Origin of the sequence: Bacillus sp. G16, assembly GCF_021282335.1 — a bacterium.
In the GTDB taxonomy this organism is placed as follows: Bacteria; Bacillota; Bacilli; order Bacillales; family Bacillaceae; genus Bacillus; species Bacillus inaquosorum.
This window is the reverse complement of the sequence record NZ_JAJSOZ010000008.1, coordinates 1-22,968: the sequence shown is the minus strand read 5'-3', so window position 1 is coordinate 22,968 and position 22,968 is coordinate 1. Positions and strand designations below refer to the sequence as shown.

Below are 22,968 nucleotides of genomic sequence, written 5' to 3'. Positions count from 1 at the left end.
TTGATACCCCTTTTTATTTTATTCTCTTTCCGTAATTAAGTGCATAGTCAGAATGCTTTTTATTTCAATTTCTCTTCAATTTTCGCTTTTGTCTTAGGTCCATAAATGCCATCAGCAGTCAGGCCATTTACTGACTGGAACCGTTTGACCGCGTTTGCTGTTTTCGGGCCGTACACGCCGTCAATGCCGTCATTCTTCGCTCCTTTATCCGGGTAGAAATAAAGAGCAGCAAGAGCATTTTGAACTTGTCTGACGTTTGTTCCTTTCGTCATCGGACTTGTCACTTTAATAATTCCGGAAGGAAGCGGGTACGATGTCTTTTTGCCGCTTGTTTTAGTGCTGCTGGATGAACTGGATCCTTTTAATTTCAACTTTTGGCCAACTGTAATTTTATTCGGGTCTTTAATGTTATTCCAGCTCTGAAGATTTGCCACACTCACTCCGTGCTCTTTTGCTATTGCAGAAAGAGTATCACCTTTTTTCACTGTATATGTTGTTCCGGATCCTGAAGAGCCGCCTGAAGACGCTGAGCTTTTGCCTCCGATTTTTCTTAATTCATCAGCGATAGCGGCTTTTACTTCATCCCATCGACCCTCTGACAAAATCCGGTGAGGGCAATATTTCCCGTTCCAGTCTTGATGCTTGCGGACACGATCAATACCCCAGCCTCGCTCTTTGAGCAACTGCGCCACAAACTTAATAGCGAGTTTTTCTGCTGCCTTATATTTAGGACCTCCTGATTTGCTGTAGCAGATTTCAACGCCGATAGACTTACGGTTCCCGGTGCCATTTGTGCCGTCTCCTGTGTGCCAAGCGTTACGATTTATTGGAATTCCTTGAATGACTTGTTTATCGTCTACTGCAAAGTGAAAACTCGTTGAGCTAGAGTTATTCTTCATGTAGGAAATTTCATTGACTGCTGAAGCATCATTCGCAGTGTTGTGAATAGTGATATATTCAGCTTTCATTGGATTAGGACATTTCAATCCATACTTTGATTTAGAGACTAGATTCTTTACAACTTTAGTGGCCATATATCCTCTCTCCTTCTGTCTGTGTAATAAAAAAAGCCACTCGCTTAGCCAGCAACTTTGTCTGCGTTATCCTTACTCTGTTCTTTTTCGTTCTCAATTGTTTGTAATCGATCTGTTATCGTTGAAGGGATTTTAACACCGATCTGTGCTAAGTTTTCAGTTATTGACAAGCCTTCATTAGCGATATAAAAAAGAACGGTACCAAAAGTTAGGACACCGTTTAAATTGAGGACTGTATCAATAACGTTTGCTAAAATGACCGCAAAGAAATTGAGTAGCTTGCGGACATAGCCAAACCATGCGCTTCGGCTTCGCAGTTTTTTGAATTTCCATGCCTTGATTACTCCTGTTAAAACGTCAATTATGCTAAGTACTAGAAGTAAATCAAGGTACTTCACCCCTCCAAATAAATATACTCTTGCTAAATCTAATGTTTCAAAATTGATAAACAAACTTGTCTCCTCCATTTCTAATCACCTCCCCCGAGGCAAATAAAAAAGGACAGCCTGATCTTATGAGACGGCCGTCCCTCTAACTGAAAAGTTTCCATTTGTTAAAGCTGTAAGCTCCATAACAATTTCTTTAAAACCAGTAATGTTAAAAGACCAAGCTTCTGATTTCCCTTTTGTGCTAGTGGCAAATGTTCCGTCATCCACTTTCTGCCCTCTAAGGGCTCTTTTTGTTCCCGATAAGGATTTACCCCAGAACTTCAATTCACTTGTCTCAGCTGTCCCATAAACCTCAATGAGTAACGTTTTGAATGATCCAACGGTGAATGGGTTACCCTCACCTATTGTTTCTGTTTTATCATGAAATACAAAATCCTTTGTTTTTGCTTGAGTGTCTACTGAGCTTAGATTCAAGCCTTCAGTCTGAACTTTTAAACGACCATCATCAGTTAAGCCGCTTTTATCCAGCTGGACTGAAAACGGAGCAACTGCTGTAATCGGAACAGTGTGGTTTATGTTTATATCCTCTTCACCGGCGCCCAGTGACTGGTATAGTAAAAATTCTGACTGCTGCAAGTTACCATTTGCGTACCTGAAACGGAAATAGCGTTTAGTTAAATGAATCCATTCGGTTTCGCCAAGTGTATTTGCTTTAACAACCAACGAAGAGACTGTGGTCCATGAATTCATATCGTTACTTTCTTCAATGAATAAGGTACCTTCACGATCAGAATAAGCATGACCTTTTACTTTTGAAATTAAAATCTGACCTAATCGATCTTGGCCATATTGCGTGTACACTTCGGTCGCTTTTAAGACTGCGTTTGTCAGCAGCTCCGCATTACCTGAAATAGTAGCCACGGGTACTATAAAATCCTGGTTCCCTTCTCTGTACGGTTTAGCCGCTCCTGGCTTACCCGTTGCATCTGTGGGGAATTGAAAACTATATGATGCCATAGAAAATCCTCCTTCTATTGTTGATCATTAGTGGTGAGCATGGGTTTACAACGGAATCACCCCCTTTAAGGCAAAATTAAAAAAGCCCTAAATGGCTTCTCCTGTGATCTCTTTATACTGTTCAGCTGTAATGAGTTTTTTCTCTACCCCTTTTTGTAAATCCTCAGGCGAGCAATCTTTATAACGAATTGCCTGTTTCACCATTTCAGGAGTAGCCCAGTCATAATGTAAAGCCCAAATCCAATAATTCATGAATCTTTCCCTCCTTGTAGAGTAAGCAGTTGCAACTTTATTTTTGAGAGCTCGCTTCCCAAAGTTTGGTTTAATTCTTCAAACTGTTTACGAGCTAGTTTTTCCTTTGATAACTCTTTTGCAAGCAGATCCACTTGAACTGGTGGTTCAGATGCAGATATACTCTGAAGCTCTTCCCACCAAGATTTTAACTCTGCTTCCGTTGGTATAGGTGCCCTAATATTCCACTCTGCTATATATGAGGGAGTTCCATCACCATTATTCTGGACGATAAAATCCTTTGTGGGATCAGCTGTTGGGTATTTAAAAAGAATAGCTTCACCTATATTCATCGTTACCTCCTAAAATCTTGGATAGTTTCGGCCTCCAAGTTCTTGTATATCAAAAAAGTTAAATACGCCGTTTTTATCATCTACTGCCCTTTTCAAAGTCTCGTCTCCTCCATAATTACAATAGCACCAGATTTCAACGTAATCTCCTTTATTCATGGGTACAGTTGCATTGCCGTTTAAACCCAGATTCATCCCATTATCCTTTTCCTGAAAGTCTCCTCTTACATGATGCAGTGTTTTATACGCTTTTCCATTTAGGTAAACTTTCAAATGAAAGTTAATATAAGATGTGTAATTTAAGGTGTATATACTTGCACCGATTAAGTACATTCCATCATTCGGAGCAATAAATCGATTGTTTTTAGTATCAAAGGCATTATGGCTATCTTTGATGACCCTGTTAAATGCAATTTTGGTGTGATCAATCTTTTTCAAATACTGAACACCAGTAGTTCCAATATTCGCATGAGCAAAACCTGATATCTTTTGCCACGGAGTCCAGCCTGAACCACTCCACCAGTGTCTAATCCAGACTCCTGTACTGTCGTAGTAAGTCCCAGACTCATTCCCTGTTCCGTAAAAGTATTGAGTGAAACGGTAATTATTATATTTTTCATTTTTGACAATGCCATAACCTAAAGGGTAGCCAGTAGTATTCCCTTGTCCAATGTCCATTAAGGTCAGTCCTAACGGATATTCTTCCCCTCCTGTTCTTGCATCTTTAATAGCATTGTCTCCAGGAATTAACGTTAGATTGTTATTTTTGTAGTTGGTATCCACGTAATGTTTTGCATCCGATAAAGCCTTATCAGCTTTTTCCTGAGCTCCGGTAGTTGTTTCTTTTGCATTCCAATTCTCCCGCTCTACTGGTGTTATGTGCCGTTGTGAATCATTAAGATGCTCTTCAAATTCTTTTTTCGAAGCCTGCTGTACATTATCTACGTTCCCCAGTCCGATTTGCGCCTTTGTTGTGTTGTGAGGGTTGTTCATGTCATTTTTATGTACAGCTAAATCTTTATGCGCGTCTAGAATACCTTTCTCCCACCGGTTCACATCATCCTCATTTATCAAATCATCCGGAAGCCAATTTGTTTTTGCATCATAAGCCATTTGCTACACCACCTCGAAAGTAATCCTAAAATCTAGCGTTCTATTATTACTGACGTCTAAATCTGTTGTTCTTTCCGTAATTACGTTGTTTTGTTCATCAAGGATCTGCACACTCTTAATATGTTTGATATCTTCCTCTCGTTGAGTAAGTACCGTGACAACCGCACCGTGAATGGTGAGTTCCACAATTTCTGTTTCACTCCCATTCAGTAGCACTTTCGATATCCTATTTTTCAAATCTGCAGCTGTACGCTCTCTATAAACCTGCGTAATCATGCAAGGACCACCTCGTTATTATTGAGCGTGACGGAATAACCTACCTTTAGCTCACTTGCTTTTCGATACCTTCTGTTATTCAAAATGACAGTATCTTTTATCTTGAGTGGCTCATTCACAGCAGCTCGCAAGGTATATGCCAAATGAGCTGGCTTCATATTCTCCAATGTTTCTATGAGCTCGCTCATATGCTGCATATCATCTATATCAATATCAACATTAAAACGGTACTGTCCTTGAAGCAGCCTGACCTGAGCAGACGGATTTTTCAGGAACCGGTTCAATGCCTGTTCAATGGCCTTATATGTTGCGGGCGGTATATTGGACATTTTAGAGATTAGACGCAATCGGCGGATCTCATCGGGGTCACCTGATTCCCGCGGTACGTTCAAAATCTTTTCCCATCGTTCAAGCCCCCAGGTTGCCGTAGTAATAAACAGCTGATCTGTCAGATCAAAGATGCTGTTATTTTGCTTCTCAAATTCCGGAGCTTCCGCTTTAAGAAGTTCAGCCATTTCCTTTAACTTGGTAAGGAACGGAGGCAGGTAAGCAGTCATTTCATCGAGTTTGCTCAATGATGTTCACCTGCCCCAATTTAGGGATTTCGACGTCACTCAGAACCAAATTTTCGGCCACGCCGTTGATTTTAATATCTGCGTAATCACTTACTGAAGGTGAATTGTAGACGATATTATTAATCTGCGATAAACGGATGACGTTATCTTCAAAAGCAATCTTTTTAAAAAGATTTAAAACGCCTGATTCGATTTCTTGCTTTACCTGATCGATAGAGCTATTGACCTCGGGAAGTACCTCGGCTGAAATCTCAACCTCTTTCCATTCCGCACTCTCCACTGTGACAAAGGCACCTATTGGCGCTTGTCCCTCACCTTGTCCGGGTTCAGGATCAATATAGTTTTTCACTTTTGATATTAAAATATCAGAAGCAGGTTCCAAGTTAGCATTAGTCACGACAATTTTGACTGTGCCGTCCCCGTTCCAAAGCGGAAAGACCTTTACCTTCCCTACTCCGTCTACTTCTTCAGCCCATTGTTTATAGTGAGCTTTATTGGCACTGACAGCTTCCCGACGCACGCGGGTAAAATATCTAGCTCTTAAACTTTCATCATCCTCCTCTTCTCGGCCAGGAATTAGAATCTCTTTCACGATCGCTTTTTGGAGTCCTGGTATGGTGTCTAATGACAATAGATTCTGGCCTGAAATATTTGCGTTCCCCGCTTCTCCGGCTGTTTCACATTCCAACGTCCCGTCAACTGTGTATTGAAAATAAAGATTATCAACATAAAAGCGAGAGCCTACAGGAATGGTCACACCTTCAGTAAACTCCGCTGCCCTGACTGCTTTTGTGGCAGCCGTTCGCTCGATGCCGGCTTCAGTAGCACGACGATCTAAGAATTCTCCTTGTGCTGTGTCCGAGAAGACAAGTTCCAGCACCGTATCGAGCCAAATGTAAGACTTGGCCAATTCTGCGGCTGCAGGAGCTAAGGCATTATAAATCACGCTGCCTTCCCTTGTATCAATGTCCGCTGAAATCCTGTTCAACATACGATCCATAATCACTTCAAAGGTTTGATCTTCAAACATCTTCGCCAAGCACCTCCTCGATCTCCAATGTTCCTTCGTCAGTTTCGACTGTAAAGGAGACACGGAACGATTCGCCTTGTTTATCTATTTCAAAATCTGTAACAGCAGAAATTCGGTCGTCATAGATCAGTGCTTCCTCTATCAGCCGAGGGATCTCCATTTTCTTATATGCGTCTGTTGTTTCGTTATCTGCCAGCACGTCTTGAAGCTCATTTCCAATGTCATGACTGTAAACAGAATATGCATATCGCTCAGTATGGAGAGACAGATATACAAACTGCTTAATCGCTTCAAGGCCTGTGATAATTTCATTTGTGATACAGCCATTTTCAAAATCTATTTTGTAGGTTTGCGAGGTCTCTATGACCTCGCTGTCATCCTCTATATCCTCAAACTCGATTTCCGGAGACAAAGCCATTCCAAACACCTCCTATATTTTGTCGAGAATAAAAAATGATTGCCCGCCTTTTAAGGAGACAATCATCACACGCTCACCTGTATTCAATGCTTCTTCTTCACCGGCCCGCAGCCGCTTTGGAACAATAATCAAATCGGCAGGTATTATTAATTTGTCACTTTCATTAAGCTTTATTTCAATAGGTGAAACGGAAACCACTTCAGCCGGCATAATATCCACTGGTGACTCAGAATCAACTGCACCGACAGCCAAATGTTTGATTGCTTCACTTAATCTCATGAGGAAACACCATCAGGGATAGAATTTTTCTCAACCACATCAATGGTCATCGTGTGTGTCGATCCTTTAAATTCGTGTTTATCTGTATCAATCCAGTATGTTTTCTTAACCCCGACTTCCGGAATTGAAATATAGACGGGCAAACCGCTCTGAAGATCTGGAATCCCAATTGCTTGAATACTTTTGAGTTCTTTTTTGACGCCTTTCTTCTGTGCCTGTTTAACTTTCGCACGCTGCTGAAGCTGTGCTTGGTTAATGTTATCTGATATTGTTTCAACATACTGAAGCACGCCGTATTTGCTGATACCCGTGTTGTCACTTACGGTAGCCGTATAAGTTTTATTGTCTTTCTGACGCCGCAGCTTTACTCTTGTGGCTGTGTCATTAATGGAAGTGCTGTATTGATAACCAGTAATGTTCACACCCGATTCTAGCACCCATACTTCTGACGGATCAGGCCAAGCGCGAAGGCCGAGCTTCCCCTTCGCCGAATATAATTGATAATTCCTTCCGGTTTGGCTCTTCGTTTGTTTCAAGGCTTTCAGAATCATGTCATAAAGGCTCGTATCATCTTTAAACACTAATGATTTAATGGTGTAACCTGTATTTGCAATGGATGTCGTTGGAATTTGAAAATCTCTTGCCAGGCGCTTAATAATCTCGTCTGCACGCTTATTGGAGAACACATAAACATCTTTGTTCTTAACCAGATATTGCAGCATGTCATAAGCCGTAAAGGTCAGCCCATGTTCTTCCGGATTGCGAGAAAACACAATACCTCGAAACAGCTCTTTCCCTTTCCACTTAAACAGAACCGTATCTCCTTCTGATACGCTGTAATATGAATGGGTTCCTTGTTTCGTTATGATCTTTGCTGTGATCGATCGGGGTGCCTGATACCGTTGTCCCTCAAGAGAAACACTTTCAGTTACCAGCTCAAGCCATTCCGTTTCTTTAATGACGAAAAGTTCTATCATGTCATCACCTGCTTACTGCGGTATCTTTAATTTTTGCCCAGGAAAGATCCAGTGTCCTGGCTGTCTGATATTCCGTTTGCTTCGTTTGATCATAGCCTTTTTATTGACGTTCCAGATCTTGCGCCATTTTGTGCTGTCTCCATAAAATTTGCCGGCAAGGTCCCACAGTGTATCGCCTTTCTTAACGGTGTACGTTTTAGGAGCTGATTTAGATGGCCGTTTCTTCTTCGTCTTTTTCTTCTGCTTGATCTTCCGCGGCGAAGCAGTTTTGTATTCCTTCAGCTTTATTTCATAATCACGATCACCTATATCTTTTTGGCCCTCGCTATAAGAAAAAACCTCGATACTGCAAGTTAAATTAATTTTCGTTCCAGTAATTAAGAATTGAACCGGCTTTTTAGATTTCACCCATTTCTCGATCTTTGCAATAGCATTTTCAGGAGAAGGAAATCCTTTATACTCAGCAAGCGGGCTATGTTTCTTTGGAAAAAAAGAAGAGAACGAAATTTCTTTCGCTCCCGGTTTATCAATAAAAGTGATCTCCCCAAAACTAGCCACTTTTACTGATTCATTTTGAATTGTGTTGGATATATCAATTTGTTCAGGAAGGACCGGAAGCCGCAGCTTGTCCTTCCCTTGTGAGATCCAGAATTCATATATGGATTTAGTCAAAAGCAACGACTCCCTTCGTTCCAATGTTGATATCCTGTTCAAGCTCATCGACAAGGGCCTGCTTAATCTTAGCTACAAGACTGTTCATGTCTTGGTCATTGTGAAAATGCTGATCGCCATTAAACTGAATAATGACCTCTTTGCCGCCTGCAGCTGTAAACGTTGTTTGATTACGACCCGTTGTGGCAGCTGTTACCTGACCGGAAGATAATTCAGTTTGCCCGTTTTTAGATGGGTCTGTTACTTCCATTCCGAGTGCCTTAGCTGCTTGTGCTAACAGATAACGTCCACGGATACCTCGCTCCTCTGGAATGATCCATTCCCGTTTGTTTCCTTCACCGACACGTGCAATCTGCTCTTTGGTAATAAGTCCTCCGTTAGCGTAGCCAACATATGGACCTCCGTGCCTCATGCTTCTAATGCCTGGTACATTATTAATAGATCCATATCTGCTTTTGATATAGCCAATCGCAGCAGCAGCGTTGTGAATCGGGTTAAGAATGTTATTCATGCCCGGCAATTTGTGTGCGTTGAAGGTACTTGGGATTGTCTGCATGAGTCCCTGAGATGGATGCCCTGCTTTCGCATTACTATCCCATAAGTTGATTGCCTTCGGATTACCCCCTGACTCATGCTGAGCAATTGTCATTAGCCCTGGAAGCCAGCTCATTGGTGTCTTTGTGGCCATGATAGCGGCCATAAGCCATTGCTTCACATTTCCGCTTACTGCCCCCATTCCGGAATAAGCAGCAGCTAGTGAACCTGCTTGTTTTTCAGCAAACTTTTTCACATCAACTGAATCCAGACCTTTTACAATACCAATAGAGGCAAAACGACCGAGACTCATCATGACACGGGAAGGTGAATGAATATCAAGCTCTTCACGAAATGCCTTCTCAACTTTTTTCGCCAGTTCCTTGGCAGCTTCATGGACTTCACTTGCCTTAGAAGTCATGCCAGAAACAAAATTACCGACCATACCGCTTCCCCAGCCGTTTGATGATTCTTTAGAGCGGATAAACGGCTTGTTAATATGAGTGCTGACGTATTGATCAGTACCAGTTTGTGAACTATTTTGTCCTGAAGCAAAACCTTTGACCGTTCCACTTCCCCATGAAGAGGATTTATTTACGGTGTTCTGGAATGGTGTTTTAACCTTCGTCTGCAAGAAGCCATCTGTACCGGTTGAAGTACTGTTTTGACCTTTAGCATAACCATTGACCATTTGCTTTCCGTAATTCGGAGAATAAGAGATTAAATTGTTCATTGGCTGTCCAACGTTTTTCTGTTTCCATGCTTCCATAGAAACAACATTATCTCTAATTCCTTGATCAAAGCTCTTCGTGAACTGTTGACCAAATGATGTTGCTTGTTCATCAAGACTGGATGTGTCAATAATAGGAGATACAGAAGCAGTCACCGCCGCACTACGGACTAGCGGGGAAGTTGCTGGTTCACCTCCTGCAGATGAAGCAGATGCTATATCATCAACAACACTCATCCCTAATTTCGAAGCAGCTTGAGAAAGGAGCATTTTGCCGCGACCTTTATTATTCTCAACAGGAATAACAAACTCTTTACCTGCTTCACCAATCCAAGATATTGTTGGCTTCGTAATGTAACCACCAGTAGCATGTTTCTTTGGCTTTTCTTTTCCCGTACCAAATAAATAATTTACGCCATTCTTCACATATCCCCACGCTTTACCAGCAGTTTTTTTCGCACTTGAAGCTACTTTCCCACCGACTTCTTTTACTCCGCCCAAAATACTGCTTCCCAATTCCTTTACACTTTGCCACTTTTCAGACCACCACTTCTTACTAAAAAGGGTTTCTGAGATGGAACTCTTAACACTTTTCCATATTGATTTAGCATTGTCCCATTTATTTTTGGACCAGCTTTTTACACTTTCCCATTTTCCTGACCACCACTTCTCGCTAAATAAAGTGGATTTCAGTTTTCCTTTAACAGATTGCCAAACAGAAGATGCGCTGTCCCATTTACTTTGAGCCCAACCTTTTACGCCTTCCCACTTTCCTGACCACCACTTCTCACTAAATAAAGTGGATTTTATTTTTCCCTTTACGGACTCCCAAACAGATGATGCACTATTCCATTTGTCCTGTGCCCAGCTTTTAACACCAGACCACTTCTCAGACCACCATTCACTATTAAATAAAGTAGACTTCACCTTTTCTTTTACATGAGACCATGTATCACTTAACCCATTGAGAGAAGTCTTCGCATTACTCTTAATGCCGGACCATTTTTCAGACCACCATTTTTGATCAAATAATGTACTGTTTAGTTTCTTCTTTACTTCTGAACCATCAAACGCTTTACCTAAACTTGAACCACCCATGGTGCCTGCTATACCACCAACTATTCCACCAATGGCTGTTCCCACTCCTGGAATAACACTGCCAATAGCTGCTCCTGTAGCCGCCCCAGCAAGGCCACCGCCAGCTGATCCAATTTTTTCACCAACATTGTCTTTATTCATCCCAATTAAATCTGTTGCCGCTAACGCTGTTCCTAATACAGGGACTCCCTTTGCAAACTTGCCAACACTTTTCAGAGGACTTAAGACTTTTCCGAACTTCGATGTACCGCCTGCAGCTCTACCAGCTGAGTATAGCTCTGATCTCGTAGTGGTTATTGCTGGTCTTGATCCTCTGGTTGGATTAGTACTTACAGTTCTACTGGAACGCCTTCTCTCCAATTGTCCAGATGACACAGTAATTGATCTGTCAGAAGGGTTCATTCGGTTTGGATTACTGCGTTGACCTAAAACTCTTTTCCCTCGTCTTCTACGAGTGCGATCATTTTTACCTCCATCGCTACAACAGCAACATGTTAAGCTGCCGCTTCGAGGTAAACTCGTTGGACCTGTAGCAGTTTTGGATTCTCTGCCCCCTGTGCTGGCATTACGATTACTGTTCCTCCCTTCACTTTGCGTATTAGTGCCAGCTTTAGGAGTACGTTTTGGAATTAACTTTCGGATTACGCCTGCTGCATCACTTCCGACAGTACCTATGCCTTTTAACAGCGGACGTAGTATTTTCAAATAACCAATCAACCCAATTAAAGAAGGGATCACAACTTTAATCGCTGTTTTCAAATCATCCCAATGGTTGACGCTCCACTCAATGGCTACGTTTAACTTATCACCTATCTCCTCACCAAGATCGGCAATATCTTTTTTGATCTCTTTAAGTTTTTCCTGACCTTCTTTACTGTTAATGAACGAGCTGATTTTATCAAAGGCTGGCCCTAATCCAGTTAGCAGAGAAGTTCCCATATCCTTAGATATGCTTTCAAAATCTCTCATTGCATCATTAACCGGTGTCATCGGGTTATTATCCCGAAGTTTCGTAAAGCTTCGTTCCAATTCACCGCTTGTTTTGGCACTTGTACCAATACCTTCAGCCATATCCAAGATCGGCTGTTTAAGGTCTTCGTACTGTGTTCCAATAAGCTCAGTCGCGATAGCAGCCCGCTTTGTTTTGTCTTTCACTTTAGAAAGGGCTTTTGCCACCCTAAATAGGCTTTCCTCACCGCTTATTGAACCATCTTTGAAGCCCTTGAACATTTTCTTAGTTTCCTTGGCTCCGAACAGCATTTTAAATGCGTCCACTTGGCTATCAGACATTTCGGTTCGGCGGATGTTAAACTCACGCATACTATCGGCTAGGTTATCGAAGTTTCTGGCGCCACCCTTTGTTCCTTTTATCATGGCGTTTGCAATTTGGCCGCCTGTGAGCTTCAAGTCTTTAAAGGTGGAACTGTATTCATTCATCGTGTCCAATAAATCGTCAGCTTGGTCACCGGCATTCCGATATACATAAGCAATTAAGTCTCCGCTTTGTTTCCCAGACAATTTCAAGTTGTTATACATCGAACTAAAAGCACGATCTACCTCTGCCTGATCAGCATTCATAAGCTGGGCAATCTTACTTGACGACTCAGTCAAATCAGCCAGAGCTTTTTTAGACGCCCCTGTCTGTTGTGATAAGTTTCTCAAAGATAAACTGACTTCTTCACGAGAACTGCCCGCTTTATTGTTGAAATAGATCTGATCCGTCATTCTTGCAACATCTTTCTTATTAACGTTTGAAGTTGCTGACACGTAAGCATCCTGAGACATTGTACTCTTACCAGAACCCATAATTGAACCTGCAGAAAAACCGCCTGCAACTGCCAGAGTAATGGTAGCATCCTTCAAGCTGTCTATTTTCGCTTCAATTGCATCCAGAGCCGCTGAAGCTCTATCCTTAATAGAAACAGTTGGCTCAGCGTGCGAGCGATTCAAATCAGAGAGACCTCCACGGATCAAACGAAAACGTGGTGTAGCTTGATCATTTACGGAAACTGTCACCTCATGGCTGCCCTCGGTAAGATCCTCAGCTTGCTGGCGTATAGAATGTAAGCCATTCGAAACTCGATCATCTAAATCCACTTCAAGCAATCGAACCCGAGCCGTCAAACGGTTGGCTGATCGGTCAATTCGCTGCATAACTCTCTCAGTCCGATCTTCAGCATCAAAAATAAGAGGGCCATTAGCAGCCCTCTTAAGTCTTTCAGCATTGCCTTGTATCATCCGAAGCTTGCGAGAAATCTTATCATGTAATTCAAACGTCGCTGTTAGTTTAGCCATAGTTAATTACCTCCCTTCTTCGCTTCCTTTTCTAACAGCTCAAGCTTATAACCGATTAACCCATATAAGAGCGCCTTGAATTCTTTCGGGGCCTCATATAGTTCTCTTAATTCTGACGGGGCGTATTTGAGGTCATGCATAGCATAGTAAAGATATACAGCCTCTTTATCCCCGTCCTTTACTAGTTTTTTGCTGCTTCTTCAAGGTCTTCAAGATCATCATCAAAGCCGTTGATTTCAATTGCTTTGTTCAGCCAGTTTGCATACTCACCTCCGACAGAAAGAACACGTTTGGCGACTTCCACTGGATCTTCTGTTTTGTAAGCCTCACGTAGTTCCTTAGCTTTAAAGTTCGGGTAAACAGTCGTTTCAACCGCAATACGAGCATAAAAACGTTGGTTGTCCAACTCCTTTACGCGACCGCGGCCTTTTACATTTTTGTAAGTCGTATTCTCTTTCTCAAGTTCGTCAATGCGTTCAGTCGTAATTGCTTTGAAAATGAATGGAACAACGTTGCCTTCTTTGTCTACAAAACGTTTAGAAATCGGCACTTTTACTTCTTCCGCTTCAATTGTTTCTCCTGGCATAAAGAATGAAAGATCGTATACCTTTTCGTTTTGTTTTTCACTCATGTTTATTAGCTCCTTCATTTACAATTTAAATTTTTTGGATATAAAAAAAACACATTCAAAAACTTTTGAATGTGCTTTCCATATAATTCATGTATAATAAATTCTTGAAGCTACCTTTCCTATCTTCGATTTAAATGTAAAGGAAGGTGGTAATAATGAGTTCATGTAAATGCCTCCTGAAGGGAGGTGAAATATATTGAACACAGACCTTCTTATGGTTATTGCAACCTACGCTGGGTTGGTGCTAAAGGTTGCGGAACTATTAAAACAAAAGAAAGACACGGGAGCGTCAAAAAGAAAATCTCACGTGTCAAATGAAAAAAAGCTAGGTTAATCAGTAGCTTCAAGTAAAAGCTAGAGTGTGGCAGCACTCTGGCTTTTATATTTTATGCATTTCTCATGAAAGAAATACACGTTAACAAGTTGTAATGTGGTATTGTGGTATTGTGGTACCAACTATAAGCTTACGCCAGTAGTTGCAATACTTTTGCTTGGCACCATTATAACATGAATATATATTGATTATATAATTATTTGTATCTTTTATTTGTTACTTTTTTTATCTCTGAGTTCAAAATGACCTAATCATAGAATCCTTAACCCTTTTTCTTCCATGAAAAATCCTCGGATTTTGAAAGTGTTATGGTACAATATGGTTTGTATAAATGAATTTTGGCTTTCAACATCTCAAGGGCGGTCTGGCTCACTCCCTCATGAAAGGGGGTGATGCACGTGTCAACATTTCAAGCATTAATGCTTATGCTTGCTTTCGGGTCATTTATAATTGCCCTGTTGACTTATATAAAGAAGAAATAGACCCACCCCTTGAGCTCGGCAAAGTTAAAGGGTAAAGTCTATCCTAAATACTTTCATGAAGTTGTTAAGCCAGCCCTCTTGATGGGCCAACATTTATACTGACCCGGCGGCAACCGGGTCTTTTTGTATTTTATGCATTTCTTTTGAAAGAAATACAAGTTTCTATTTGAAACTTGTTCAGTTGAATTACTTCTAACGTAATCTTACCACATTTTTTCGTGAATATCTCGTCTGAGCTTCGTCATCTTTTACGCAAGCTTTTCGTAATCTTTTTTGCGATTTTGTAAAAGTAATTAGAATGTTGATTTTAACTGCTCAGGAACATCAAAGTCCTCAAAAGTAAACGGTACTTCTTCCTCTAATGCTTCAGAATCAACATCAAGCCCAGCGATTTTCGCAGAATCAAAGTTCACGTCGTACAAGGTGACTCGTTCAGTGCCACGACCTGAAGAGGCGTCATCCAGAACAGCTTGTAAGGTAAAGTAAGGATCGCTCCCCTTTTTCACATAGTCCATCATAATAAGAACAAATTGAGAAGTCACTTTATAAAAAGTGGCGGTTCCCGTTCCATTTGCTCCAGTCGTTTTGTGCCCCGTCATCCGACGGCCCATGATATTGACCTCGGATTTATTTTTCTCCACATTGGCCTCAAAAGTTTTGATATGGGCCATTTCTTCTCCATCAAGAAACAACCTGCCCTCTTTACCTGAAATGGTGTTTTGCGCTTTTAATGCCATTCCTATTTCACCTCAACATTAAAGTAGAATTTTTCAGCTGCATCCACCGGTTGAACTGCAAGATCAATCAGGAAGCCGTCACGATCATTATTCAGAGCAATTGTAATGTCATTCTCTGAATCAAAATCAGTAATGCCCCCGTTATCTTGAAGAACACTCAAGTATTGAGTAATTAGCGTTTTTACAAACTGCAGTCCGTCATTTGTAGCGGGAACATCACTGCCACTCGCTTTTCGAGACTTGATCAATGCTTTCAGTTGAGTTGTCAGATCGTTATTGATTGCATCAAGTACACGGACAATTTTGTTTTTCTGGAACATCTTATTTTTCTCTGCTGTTAGGCTTGTGAGTGAATTAATGTCCTTTTCAACCGATACTGATTTATCACGAGAATCATAAGTAAACAAGAATTCCCCATTTGACAATCGTTCAACGATTTCGTCGTTGTCAATTCGGTTAAGGACATCTACAGCTCCCTCGTATTCTACAAATGTAAGTGATTGATTAAATGTAGCCCCAGCACTTGCGCCTGCAACCCAAGCAGTAGCTTTTTCAGGAGTGATTTCCGTTCCATCTTCAAGTAGGACACCACCAGTTACATTGATAATACCCTCATGGTCTCCCTTATAATTTGATAGAACACCTTGAACCTTTTGCCCTTGGTTGTCTCTCAGCCGTTTGATAAACGCAACAAACGTTGCTTTTAATTGCTCGTTATCCTCTACAGGTAAAGCGATTGTGTCAAAGTATTCCGTTTCAGCCGCTTCCAAGAAAGCTGTATAATCAGCATTGGTCGGTGTTTTGTCTGTTCCACCTGACAAGCGGATTCCGGAAGTTGCCGGAAGAGCACCGCTGACGTCTTCAGGGGCCGTACCAGTTAACGGAATAGTGACTGTTAAATCCCCTTTCCCTGTAAACGTGACATAGTTATTTTGTTTAAGTTCTTCAGCTTTAGAAACTGTTTGTTTATCAACTTTTGACTGATCAAGGTAGGTAGTGACATCCACTTTTGAAGAGTCAATAACGTTTTCTGTAATGCTGATAATGATGTCATTTCCTTTAGTACCGCCATAAAGAGCAGTAGCCTTTACACCTTCGCTAATGTCTGCTGAAGCACGAAGACCTTCCGTCAGACGATAAAGCAAGACTGTACTTGCCTTTTTCATTGCTTCACGTAAAAGCAACAGCGAAGGATCATCAATGTTCAACCCCACTTTTTTATTCAGGTCCTCGATTGAAGAAATAGAAATGAATTTCTTAACCTCACCCCAGCTGGACGCTATCGGCAGCGCAACTGTTCCACGTTCTCCGGCAGAAACACGGTTCTCCGCGGTCGTTTTGAAGTTAAAGTAAATACCGGCACGCTCTTTTTCCTTGCCGGGTGTGAATGTTCCGCCGTTCATCTATTTGACCTCCTTTTGAAGAAACTGATTAATTAACTTCTTCGCTTCCGATTTTGTAATACTCGTTTTATGAACATGAAAAAGAGCACCGTCAAACACCTCGGGTTTTACCCCAAAGAGCTCTCGACTGTGCTCTCGCAAATCCTTAATATAAAAAGCATTTTCCGCTTTCTCTTTTTTAGTGGCCATCATTTCACCCCACTTTTAAATTTAAAACCATTAATTGAACTTTGTTCCTCCCGCTCATACCAATAACGACTCGTCCAGTTTAAGACAATGGTCGCGTAATCGTCTGATACCCGCGTTTCTATTCGAGATAGCCGAATAAAATCCCCCGTATCCTCGCCAGATTCCTGCATGAGCGGAATTATGCCTCTATTGCTTCTAAGTGTATCCGCAATTCTTTCCGCTTCGTTATGGGCTTTCTGTGCGTTCTCGTGAAAGAGTTTCACGTTTAAAACATAAAATTTCTGAAACGTGGATACTGTGTCCACCCCATCGACTGTGGAAGCGGGTGGAAAGTAAAGAGACGGAACAGCAAAGTCCTGCGGTATTTCTTCTTCATACACTTGAACAGGATACAGTTTGTATAGATAGCCCATAATTGAACCTACTTCTTGATTCATGGCAACACCGCCTTAAAATTCTTCATCAATCCATTGCTGCAGTTTCCGCTCAAGGCTTCTCTCAAACATCAACTGAAATATAGCCATGGCGTTATCCCAAAAGCCAGAACCGTCTACCCATTGGAACTTCAGCAGCATACCGGAATTTCTTTCGGCAGGGTCATATTCGAAACGGTTGCCTTTCCACCGCCCTGGAACCCACCGTCTATCCTGATTTTTAGACGGATCGATAGTAAAGTGCCCGTCATTGACGTATGGGGCGTATTCCAGATTTGTTCCAACATCCAACTTTAAGCTGCCTTTTGTCATTGAAAAGATATTATCCTGGTCACCTTTCTGAAAGGAATTAAGCAAGCGGCGTGTGTCTACCGTCTTCGTCCTGATAATTTCATCTTGAATAATGTCTAGGAACTCAAAACCCATAGCTTCAAGCCACTCCTCGTATTTCCCTTTCAATTCTCCACGAGAAGCACGGTTTAATGACTGAATGAACTGATCAAGACCTTTGATCTTCACAAATATTCAACCTCCCGCACTGCCGTAACTTCCCAATGATGATTCCTGACTTTGCGGGGCTTCTGTAATTTATAAGCAGTACCATCCCAAACCGCCCTGTCATTTACTCGAATATCAGTAGTAGCAGGGAAATGCACAAGGAATGATTGATAAATAGCTACATTCGGTTCTTGTTGGATAATGGACTGACTCTTTTCTGTAAAATAACACGGCTGATTTTCTATGTCCGGCTCATCAGGGTACGAAAAAACCGGTTGAACATCTTCAACCGGCACCCCGAATTTTTGCTTTCTATTTTCTTTTTTCTCCTGCAGATGGTAAATGTCACATCTGTGAGTCAATAAGGATTGATAACTCATATTGATCTCATCCGCACTTTCGCTTCAATCCCTTCTAAATCAGGGTTAGCCGGTTTCACATAATCTTTTATTAATGCATACACATCAGGTTTTTGAAGAGAACTGCCATCCCCTAGAGTATAAGAATAGTCACCAATTTTTTCAGTTGTATATCCTTTAATAATTGACTCGTCGCCATTTATAAGAGCATAAAACTGAGACAACTTTAATAGGGCCAGTCGAACCGTTTCAGGCAAAGGAATATACTCTGCATCTGAAAAATCATGTCCAACTTTAAGAATGATATCGGCAGTTGCTTCAAGTATATCCTGTTTTAACAACTCGTCAGGTCTGGTCTTTACAGACTCAAAAACCGAATAACTCTTTAATTCATCGGGAGTGATTAACAGCATGAGGTCACTCCCCTTTGTTATCTATTTGCTTAAGGATGTAGGCAATTCTTTCATCTGCGTTTTTGAAGTCAGACGGATTGCCACCAAGATTAGAAATAATGGATTCATGCTCTGCTTTATTCATACCTTTCAATTCCGATTCAGTATAATTTATCGGATCATCCTTTTGATTCTTAAGATCTTTACCCAGCACAAAATATGGATTTTCATTTAAATACTCATAGAGCTTTTTCGATACTGTTTGACTGACACCTGCTCGAAAGGTTATTCCCATAACATTGTACGTTTTGCCTTTAATAAGCTTTGCAGTATACACGCCAGACCACCTACTCCTTCACTTTCACGATCTTGGCTACGGCGTCCTCTTCTTCAAAAACACTATCCAATTTCGCTGTCAAAACAATGATAAACATACGGCGACGAATGTCCTTATCTACTTCAATTCGAATGTTACGAGAGAATCCGAGAATAATATTCTTCGGATGAGTTAGGATGATATCAGAAACATCGGCTGCAGTATCTCCCTCTCCAATCGTATAAGGCTGTAAATTTGCAATACCTTTGACCGGAACACCAAACGCAGAAGAAAGACCACCTTGAACAGCTGCATCCCCTAAGTTCGTTTGACGATCCGCTACACGATCTTTCCATTCAACCTCAATACCAGGCGATGTATAGAAACGGAACTCCTGCGGAATTCGCAAATATTTAGGAGGTACAGCTTTGTATCCTCGTTTAAATGTTTGGCGTGTCAGTTCCTCACCTGCAGCATCGACAATATGAGATGTAGCTTGTTTTCTGATGCCATCTAATTGTGCAAGATATGAGTCGGACGAAGATGTATCCCCATTTACAAGCAACTCTTCAATATCAACCGCAGCACGTTCAGCTATCATTTGCATGATTGTATTTTGAAGGCCATCTTTTTCGATGTTGTTTTCAAGTGTGTCATAAGTGATGTTAACTTCAGCAATAACTTCTTTTGTGCTTAAGTTAACTGTGCTAGTTGATGGAACTGATTTTTGATCTTTAGTTAACGCAACTCCTTCTTGGGCTGCCCTTAAAATACGCTGACCAAAACCGATCTTCTCGATTTTCTGTGTGTCATGGTCCATTTGAATAACACGCGCATCTCTTAAAATAGTTGGCGTATCTTGAACCATTCGAATAAAAGTTGAAGCTTGAGTAGGGTTCATAATCCCGCCGCTCTCTAAAGTAGAAAGCGTCATTTCTGCTTTATTAATAACCTCTTGATTTCTCATTCGTATCCTCCTTATCCATTAAAACAACCCTGACCAGATTGATTTTTGAACTTGTTCAGAACCCGATTCTTCGGTTTGCTTAGATGTTCCACGTTTTTTTTCGATTGCTTCAATTCGATCAACGAGCGGTTGAACAGCTTCTGATATTGCCTTTTTCAACTTCTCGCCCTCTTTTTCAACCTCTTCGTCTGTTTTTTCTTTATCTTTCTTTTTAGGATCTTCTTCTTTTTCTAGATCTGCCAGCCGCTTCTCAATCGGCTCTAAAGCGGCTTGAATTGATTTCGTTACTTCCTCCGAAGTCATTTCTTTTTCCTCCTCTTCTGTCTCAACCTGACTCAGCAAGTTACCGAGAGCAGTATGAGCATTTTTAATTTCCTGCAGGTTTGAAGCGGAAAACTTTCTCCCTGCCTTTTCAACTGGCTCTTCATATGATTGTTGTTGTTTACCCATAAAAAAGTTTTTGAGCAAATTAAAAAGCCCTTTCTCATCTGTTTTCTCTTGAGAAACGGGCTTTTCTTCTTGCTTTTCAATTGTCTCGGCAGTACCAGCCATTGAATAACCGGTAATTTCGCCTTTTTTGATTTGCTCCCATACTTCTTCTGAAGCCTTTGTCACAAGAACCCATGAACCCTTTTTAATGGTTTCCCCATTCATTTCAAAGTTTGCCGGTGCGACATAGGACTCAACCACCTCACCAACACCGCCCTGAAAATCATGTTGCTTGTCAATTTCTCGGGCATCTTTCAGGAATCCATGAGCGGCTTTTTCGATTTCTGCAGCTGTCATGAAATCACCGTGGGCGTCTACTGTATCCGGCTCATATACGATACCGTACACAAGTTTTTGCTCGTCCGCTTCTTTGGTAAGAACCTTGACTTCTTTTTGAAATACCGGCTTTTCTTCTGACTTCATAAAAAAGAACTGCTTTTGATTAGCAGCCTTGTCTACATACGAAACATGTGTGATTTTTGCATTTACTAATTCTCTTGGCATGTTGTTCACCTCCTTTCACGATTTAACCATTGTTTGTATTTCTCTTCATACTCCTTAATTGCTCTCTTTTCGCTATTAACTTCATTATCTCCCTCAGTAAATCTCCTTAAGAAAGGAAATCTTTGAACCAAACGTTTAGGTATTATAAATCTACAAAATTTAGTTCCCCAATTATCTTTTTCTTCTTCAGTTAAATGAATCATAAAATTTACAAATAGAACAAATACCAACAAGATAGAAATCAACTGGGTGAATAAGAAAACCCAACCATAAATACCTTCTAGCATATGTTCTTCTGAAAACCTGTCTGTTATAGTTACATACACCATAATGATATCCAAAAAGGCTGCAAAAATAACAGTGTGACTAAAATACCTATATCCCCTCAACAGCATTCGGAACCATATATTTTCTTTACTTTCAATAATTAAATACCATCGTACTTCTTTATTAACAACCTTGTGTTCCGTATAAAACACCTGCTCAATATCATTTTTCAGAATTACAAACTTGGTCATAAGTCTATCTAGATTTTCACTGGTTTTTTCTGAAAGATAGACATAATAAAGTTCCTCTAGTTCTACAAACCGTTTAATAATACGCTTATCTTTTAATTTAACAAGTGAATTGTGGTCTTTTGAGTATTTATCAAAAAACTCTTTCAGTTCTTCAGTAATATCAGTAATCTTAACTTTATTTAATATGTTTTTAATGGAGAAGAAAAGAGACCCGCTTGCTTCCATTAGACTTTCAGTTAAAATAGTTTCATTTCTTTTCAGTTTGTTCCGTTGCATTACCAAGATTGATGTTAGGATCACAGTCACAATGGACCCTAATAATGCTCCATAGTCTTTTAAACATGTTAAAATTGTTTCCATATACTCCCCTCCTATTTTACTTTACGAAATAAAATAGCCAGGGTTTCAATGGTTCTCTAAATTTCTTTTAAAGCTTCTCTTCGAATCTTTTCCTTTTCCTCAGCTGACAACCCTAAGATATCGTTATCTACCACAGGTGATAGAACACAATGGCAATGAACCCGCTCACCTGCAGATAGTTTAGGATCTCGTGGAAACATGCATGTCTCGCCACTACCTGGTATCTGAAATTCTTCATCTACGCCAATTACTGTGCCATCAAGATCAATATGATTCTCACGCGGGTTGTTTTTCTTCCCTCCGCTGTGCCGCCATTTCTTTTTCTTAACTGCCGGCGATTGTGCATATGACTCATGCTGAGCGGCAGAGGAAGCAGCAAGCACTTCAGTGATGGCCGTGGTACGCGCCCGCTCCCTATCAAATTGTGGCATGTCTTTGAGAGTCAACTCAATGTCTTGGATTGTAGAACCGTTTTCGATTGCATCCGTCAGCACGTTTTCTACTGCTTCATGAGTGTTTAACTTCATGATCTGAGCCAGTTTTTCAGACCAACCCTTAATCCAATTAATTGTACGATTGGATAAGACCTTAAAAGGCACTTCCGGATCTATAGAGTCCATGATCACTTCGGCCAGTTCTTCAATGGTCTGCTGCAAGAATCCCTCGGTCAGTTCCTGAAATTCTTCCTCGAAATCATCCTCCGCGAATAGGTTCTGTGTAAAAAACACTAGAAGCGCTTCTAAAGTCGCTTTCGAATCTTTGCTTACAAAACCATTCAGACCGTCTAAATACTTCTTACGCTGGCGTCTGAGCAATTTGGCGATTCCTTTTTCATATTCTTCAACAAATTTGGGTATCTTAGAAAGGCCGGGGAAATCAGGTACACTCTCCATTAGATTCTTCATCTCATCTTCCTCGGCTTTTTTAATAAAAGCATTTAGACTTTCCAGCAGTTTATCTGTTTTGTTCATCTCTTCAGATCCTCCAAAACATCCCGCATATCTTTTAATAATCCAATCATATCAGGAGTACCGGCCTTAGATTTAAACAGCGTAGCCGAAGGATCAGAAGCAGACGACTCGTTAGTCTTACCAAGCGGCCTATTGTATTCTTCCTCAGGCCATTCCTCAAGCGTCTTACCAAGAACTCTCCCAGCTAAATCACGTAGATCATTCGGAGAAACTGCACCAGCTGTTATAAACGGTGTTAAAACCTTAGCAATCTCAAGCGGATCTCTAAAGTCAGGCCCTTTTAACAGAAGACGAACCTTATGAATCTCAAGATCATTTAGAAATAAAGCATTCAGTTTACCTGTGATTAACTTTCGTTCAGGCTGA

29 protein-coding genes and 1 pseudogene are annotated in these 22,968 nt (G+C 40.9%); 1 reads left to right on the top strand and 29 read right to left on the bottom strand.

Going from position 1 to position 22,968, the window contains the following annotated elements; genetic code table 11:
* Positions 1-59: 59 nt before the first annotated feature.
* The 16 genes from LWH95_RS11940 to LWH95_RS11865 form a co-directional block, all read right to left on the bottom strand.
* Positions 60-1,034 (bottom strand): N-acetylmuramoyl-L-alanine amidase, encoded by a 975-nt coding sequence (locus LWH95_RS11940; protein WP_232919661.1) that lies wholly within the window; start codon positions 1,032-1,034, stop codon positions 60-62.
* A gap of 44 nt (positions 1,035-1,078) precedes the next feature.
* A complete protein-coding gene (locus LWH95_RS11935; protein ID WP_019715076.1) occupies positions 1,079-1,501 on the bottom strand; it encodes a phage holin family protein in 423 nt (140 codons plus the stop codon).
* Positions 1,502-1,546: 45 nt separating this feature from the next.
* Positions 1,547-2,440 (bottom strand): phage-like element PBSX protein XepA, encoded by an 894-nt coding sequence (gene xepA / locus LWH95_RS11930; RefSeq protein ID WP_041054785.1) that lies wholly within the window; start codon positions 2,438-2,440, stop codon positions 1,547-1,549.
* A gap of 87 nt (positions 2,441-2,527) precedes the next feature.
* The gene (locus LWH95_RS11925; protein ID WP_041054784.1) at positions 2,528-2,692 is read right to left on the bottom strand and encodes an XkdX family protein; all 165 of its coding nucleotides are present in this window, start codon (positions 2,690-2,692) and stop codon (positions 2,528-2,530) included.
* A complete protein-coding gene (locus tag LWH95_RS11920) occupies positions 2,689-3,024 on the bottom strand; it encodes an XkdW family protein (protein ID WP_041054783.1) in 336 nt (111 codons plus the stop codon). The genes LWH95_RS11925 and LWH95_RS11920 overlap by 4 nt, the downstream gene beginning before the upstream one ends.
* A gap of 9 nt (positions 3,025-3,033) precedes the next feature.
* Positions 3,034-4,134, bottom strand: coding sequence for a pyocin knob domain-containing protein (locus LWH95_RS11915; RefSeq protein ID WP_041054781.1), 1,101 nt, complete (start codon positions 4,132-4,134; stop codon positions 3,034-3,036).
* A gap of 3 nt (positions 4,135-4,137) precedes the next feature.
* Entirely contained in the window at positions 4,138-4,410 is a 273-nt protein-coding gene (locus tag LWH95_RS11910) for a hypothetical protein (RefSeq protein ID WP_032722163.1), read from the bottom strand.
* Positions 4,407-4,985, bottom strand: coding sequence for a YmfQ family protein (locus LWH95_RS11905; RefSeq protein ID WP_041054779.1), 579 nt, complete (start codon positions 4,983-4,985; stop codon positions 4,407-4,409). The genes LWH95_RS11910 and LWH95_RS11905 overlap by 4 nt, the downstream gene beginning before the upstream one ends.
* On the bottom strand, positions 4,969-6,015 hold the full coding sequence (locus tag LWH95_RS11900) for a baseplate J/gp47 family protein (protein WP_232919660.1): 1,047 nt from the start codon (positions 6,013-6,015) through the stop codon (positions 4,969-4,971). The genes LWH95_RS11905 and LWH95_RS11900 overlap by 17 nt, the downstream gene beginning before the upstream one ends.
* Positions 6,008-6,433 (bottom strand): DUF2634 domain-containing protein, encoded by a 426-nt coding sequence (locus LWH95_RS11895; RefSeq protein ID WP_017697465.1) that lies wholly within the window; start codon positions 6,431-6,433, stop codon positions 6,008-6,010. Before LWH95_RS11895 ends, LWH95_RS11900 begins: the two co-directional genes overlap by 8 nt.
* Positions 6,434-6,445: 12 nt before the next feature.
* Entirely contained in the window at positions 6,446-6,712 is a 267-nt protein-coding gene (locus LWH95_RS11890) for a DUF2577 family protein (protein WP_024122153.1), read from the bottom strand.
* The gene (locus tag LWH95_RS11885; RefSeq protein ID WP_232919659.1) at positions 6,709-7,689 is read right to left on the bottom strand and encodes an XkdQ/YqbQ family protein; all 981 of its coding nucleotides are present in this window, start codon (positions 7,687-7,689) and stop codon (positions 6,709-6,711) included. Before LWH95_RS11885 ends, LWH95_RS11890 begins: the two co-directional genes overlap by 4 nt.
* Before the next feature lie 12 nt (positions 7,690-7,701).
* Positions 7,702-8,361 (bottom strand): LysM peptidoglycan-binding domain-containing protein, encoded by a 660-nt coding sequence (locus LWH95_RS11880; RefSeq protein ID WP_021480096.1) that lies wholly within the window; start codon positions 8,359-8,361, stop codon positions 7,702-7,704.
* Positions 8,354-13,018 (bottom strand): phage tail tape measure protein, encoded by a 4,665-nt coding sequence (locus LWH95_RS11875; RefSeq protein ID WP_232919658.1) that lies wholly within the window; start codon positions 13,016-13,018, stop codon positions 8,354-8,356. The genes LWH95_RS11880 and LWH95_RS11875 overlap by 8 nt, the downstream gene beginning before the upstream one ends.
* 2 nt (positions 13,019-13,020) lie before the next feature.
* Positions 13,021-13,158 (bottom strand): hypothetical protein, encoded by a 138-nt coding sequence (locus LWH95_RS11870; RefSeq protein WP_232919657.1) that lies wholly within the window; start codon positions 13,156-13,158, stop codon positions 13,021-13,023.
* A gap of 41 nt (positions 13,159-13,199) precedes the next feature.
* A complete protein-coding gene (locus LWH95_RS11865; protein ID WP_232919656.1) occupies positions 13,200-13,649 on the bottom strand; it encodes a phage tail assembly chaperone in 450 nt (149 codons plus the stop codon).
* A gap of 726 nt (positions 13,650-14,375) precedes the next feature.
* Here LWH95_RS11865 and bsrH point away from each other — a divergent pair.
* Positions 14,376-14,465, top strand: coding sequence for a type I toxin-antitoxin system toxin BsrH (gene bsrH, locus LWH95_RS11860; RefSeq protein ID WP_075058862.1), 90 nt, complete (start codon positions 14,376-14,378; stop codon positions 14,463-14,465).
* Between the two features lie 293 nt (positions 14,466-14,758).
* On the opposite strand, the gene LWH95_RS11855 is transcribed toward bsrH, so the two are convergent.
* The 13 genes and pseudogenes from LWH95_RS11855 to LWH95_RS11795 form a co-directional block, all read right to left on the bottom strand.
* A complete protein-coding gene (locus LWH95_RS11855; protein WP_003229930.1) occupies positions 14,759-15,202 on the bottom strand; it encodes a phage tail tube protein in 444 nt (147 codons plus the stop codon).
* Positions 15,203-15,204: 2 nt separating this feature from the next.
* Entirely contained in the window at positions 15,205-16,605 is a 1,401-nt protein-coding gene (locus LWH95_RS11850; RefSeq protein ID WP_232919655.1) for a phage tail sheath family protein, read from the bottom strand.
* Positions 16,606-16,797: a hypothetical protein gene (locus LWH95_RS11845; protein ID WP_021480103.1), complete on the bottom strand. Its 192-nt coding sequence runs from the start codon at positions 16,795-16,797 to the stop codon at positions 16,606-16,608.
* Positions 16,794-17,231 (bottom strand): phage tail terminator family protein, encoded by a 438-nt coding sequence (locus LWH95_RS11840; protein WP_232919654.1) that lies wholly within the window; start codon positions 17,229-17,231, stop codon positions 16,794-16,796. Before LWH95_RS11840 ends, LWH95_RS11845 begins: the two co-directional genes overlap by 4 nt.
* Positions 17,232-17,243: 12 nt before the next feature.
* The gene (locus LWH95_RS11835; RefSeq protein WP_101861098.1) at positions 17,244-17,747 is read right to left on the bottom strand and encodes an HK97 gp10 family phage protein; all 504 of its coding nucleotides are present in this window, start codon (positions 17,745-17,747) and stop codon (positions 17,244-17,246) included.
* Entirely contained in the window at positions 17,744-18,106 is a 363-nt protein-coding gene (locus tag LWH95_RS11830) for a YqbH/XkdH family protein (protein ID WP_163116820.1), read from the bottom strand. The genes LWH95_RS11835 and LWH95_RS11830 overlap by 4 nt, the downstream gene beginning before the upstream one ends.
* A complete protein-coding gene (yqbG, locus tag LWH95_RS11825; RefSeq protein ID WP_075748306.1) occupies positions 18,103-18,498 on the bottom strand; it encodes a protein YqbG in 396 nt (131 codons plus the stop codon). The genes LWH95_RS11830 and yqbG overlap by 4 nt, the downstream gene beginning before the upstream one ends.
* A 4-nt stretch (positions 18,499-18,502) precedes the next feature.
* Positions 18,503-18,814, bottom strand: coding sequence for a YqbF domain-containing protein (locus tag LWH95_RS11820; RefSeq protein ID WP_059352322.1), 312 nt, complete (start codon positions 18,812-18,814; stop codon positions 18,503-18,505).
* Positions 18,815-18,824: 10 nt separating this feature from the next.
* Entirely contained in the window at positions 18,825-19,760 is a 936-nt protein-coding gene (locus tag LWH95_RS11815; protein ID WP_061573747.1) for a phage major capsid protein, read from the bottom strand.
* 18 nt (positions 19,761-19,778) lie between these two features.
* Positions 19,779-20,753, bottom strand: a complete 975-nt coding sequence (locus tag LWH95_RS11810) for an XkdF-like putative serine protease domain-containing protein (RefSeq protein WP_024122165.1) — start codon at positions 20,751-20,753, stop codon at positions 19,779-19,781.
* 5 nt (positions 20,754-20,758) lie between these two features.
* Positions 20,759-21,631, bottom strand: a complete 873-nt coding sequence (locus tag LWH95_RS11805) for a hypothetical protein (RefSeq protein ID WP_024122166.1) — start codon at positions 21,629-21,631, stop codon at positions 20,759-20,761.
* A 56-nt stretch (positions 21,632-21,687) separates the two neighbouring features.
* On the bottom strand, positions 21,688-22,602 hold the full coding sequence (locus LWH95_RS11800; protein ID WP_221777060.1) for a phage head morphogenesis protein: 915 nt from the start codon (positions 22,600-22,602) through the stop codon (positions 21,688-21,690).
* Positions 22,599-22,968: pseudogene (locus LWH95_RS11795) on the bottom strand (phage portal protein); the annotation flags it as partial. The gene LWH95_RS11800 and the pseudogene LWH95_RS11795, both read right to left, overlap by 4 nt.

What these genes read in the sequence shown, in the direction of transcription:
- bsrH (WP_075058862.1), top strand. Translation starts at nt 14,376, where the DNA reads ATGCACGTGTCAACATTTCAAGCATTAATGCTTATGCTTGCTTTCGGG.
- LWH95_RS11890 (WP_024122153.1), bottom strand. Translation starts at nt 6,712, where the DNA reads ATGAGATTAAGTGAAGCAATCAAACATTTGGCTGTCGGTGCAGTTGAT.
- LWH95_RS11805 (WP_024122166.1), bottom strand. Translation starts at nt 21,631, where the DNA reads ATGGAAACAATTTTAACATGTTTAAAAGACTATGGAGCATTATTAGGG.
- LWH95_RS11855 (WP_003229930.1), bottom strand. Translation starts at nt 15,202, where the DNA reads ATGGCATTAAAAGCGCAAAACACCATTTCAGGTAAAGAGGGCAGGTTG.
- LWH95_RS11935 (WP_019715076.1), bottom strand. Translation starts at nt 1,501, where the DNA reads ATGGAGGAGACAAGTTTGTTTATCAATTTTGAAACATTAGATTTAGCA.
- LWH95_RS11865 (WP_232919656.1), bottom strand. Translation starts at nt 13,649, where the DNA reads ATGAGTGAAAAACAAAACGAAAAGGTATACGATCTTTCATTCTTTATG.
- LWH95_RS11845 (WP_021480103.1), bottom strand. Translation starts at nt 16,797, where the DNA reads ATGATGGCCACTAAAAAAGAGAAAGCGGAAAATGCTTTTTATATTAAG.
- LWH95_RS11875 (WP_232919658.1), bottom strand. Translation starts at nt 13,018, where the DNA reads ATGGCTAAACTAACAGCGACGTTTGAATTACATGATAAGATTTCTCGC.
- LWH95_RS11810 (WP_024122165.1), bottom strand. Translation starts at nt 20,753, where the DNA reads ATGCCAAGAGAATTAGTAAATGCAAAAATCACACATGTTTCGTATGTA.
- LWH95_RS11920 (WP_041054783.1), bottom strand. Translation starts at nt 3,024, where the DNA reads ATGAATATAGGTGAAGCTATTCTTTTTAAATACCCAACAGCTGATCCC.
- LWH95_RS11830 (WP_163116820.1), bottom strand. Translation starts at nt 18,106, where the DNA reads ATGAGTTATCAATCCTTATTGACTCACAGATGTGACATTTACCATCTG.
- LWH95_RS11910 (WP_032722163.1), bottom strand. Translation starts at nt 4,410, where the DNA reads ATGATTACGCAGGTTTATAGAGAGCGTACAGCTGCAGATTTGAAAAAT.
- LWH95_RS11800 (WP_221777060.1), bottom strand. Translation starts at nt 22,602, where the DNA reads ATGAACAAAACAGATAAACTGCTGGAAAGTCTAAATGCTTTTATTAAA.
- LWH95_RS11925 (WP_041054784.1), bottom strand. Translation starts at nt 2,692, where the DNA reads ATGAATTATTGGATTTGGGCTTTACATTATGACTGGGCTACTCCTGAA.
- LWH95_RS11940 (WP_232919661.1), bottom strand. Translation starts at nt 1,034, where the DNA reads ATGGCCACTAAAGTTGTAAAGAATCTAGTCTCTAAATCAAAGTATGGA.
- LWH95_RS11850 (WP_232919655.1), bottom strand. Translation starts at nt 16,605, where the DNA reads ATGAACGGCGGAACATTCACACCCGGCAAGGAAAAAGAGCGTGCCGGT.
- LWH95_RS11915 (WP_041054781.1), bottom strand. Translation starts at nt 4,134, where the DNA reads ATGGCTTATGATGCAAAAACAAATTGGCTTCCGGATGATTTGATAAAT.
- LWH95_RS11895 (WP_017697465.1), bottom strand. Translation starts at nt 6,433, where the DNA reads ATGGCTTTGTCTCCGGAAATCGAGTTTGAGGATATAGAGGATGACAGC.
- xepA (WP_041054785.1), bottom strand. Translation starts at nt 2,440, where the DNA reads ATGGCATCATATAGTTTTCAATTCCCCACAGATGCAACGGGTAAGCCA.
- yqbG (WP_075748306.1), bottom strand. Translation starts at nt 18,498, where the DNA reads ATGCTGTTAATCACTCCCGATGAATTAAAGAGTTATTCGGTTTTTGAG.
- LWH95_RS11815 (WP_061573747.1), bottom strand. Translation starts at nt 19,760, where the DNA reads ATGAGAAATCAAGAGGTTATTAATAAAGCAGAAATGACGCTTTCTACT.
- LWH95_RS11885 (WP_232919659.1), bottom strand. Translation starts at nt 7,689, where the DNA reads ATGATAGAACTTTTCGTCATTAAAGAAACGGAATGGCTTGAGCTGGTA.
- LWH95_RS11900 (WP_232919660.1), bottom strand. Translation starts at nt 6,015, where the DNA reads ATGTTTGAAGATCAAACCTTTGAAGTGATTATGGATCGTATGTTGAAC.
- LWH95_RS11870 (WP_232919657.1), bottom strand. Translation starts at nt 13,158, where the DNA reads ATGCATGACCTCAAATACGCCCCGTCAGAATTAAGAGAACTATATGAG.
- LWH95_RS11840 (WP_232919654.1), bottom strand. Translation starts at nt 17,231, where the DNA reads ATGAATCAAGAAGTAGGTTCAATTATGGGCTATCTATACAAACTGTAT.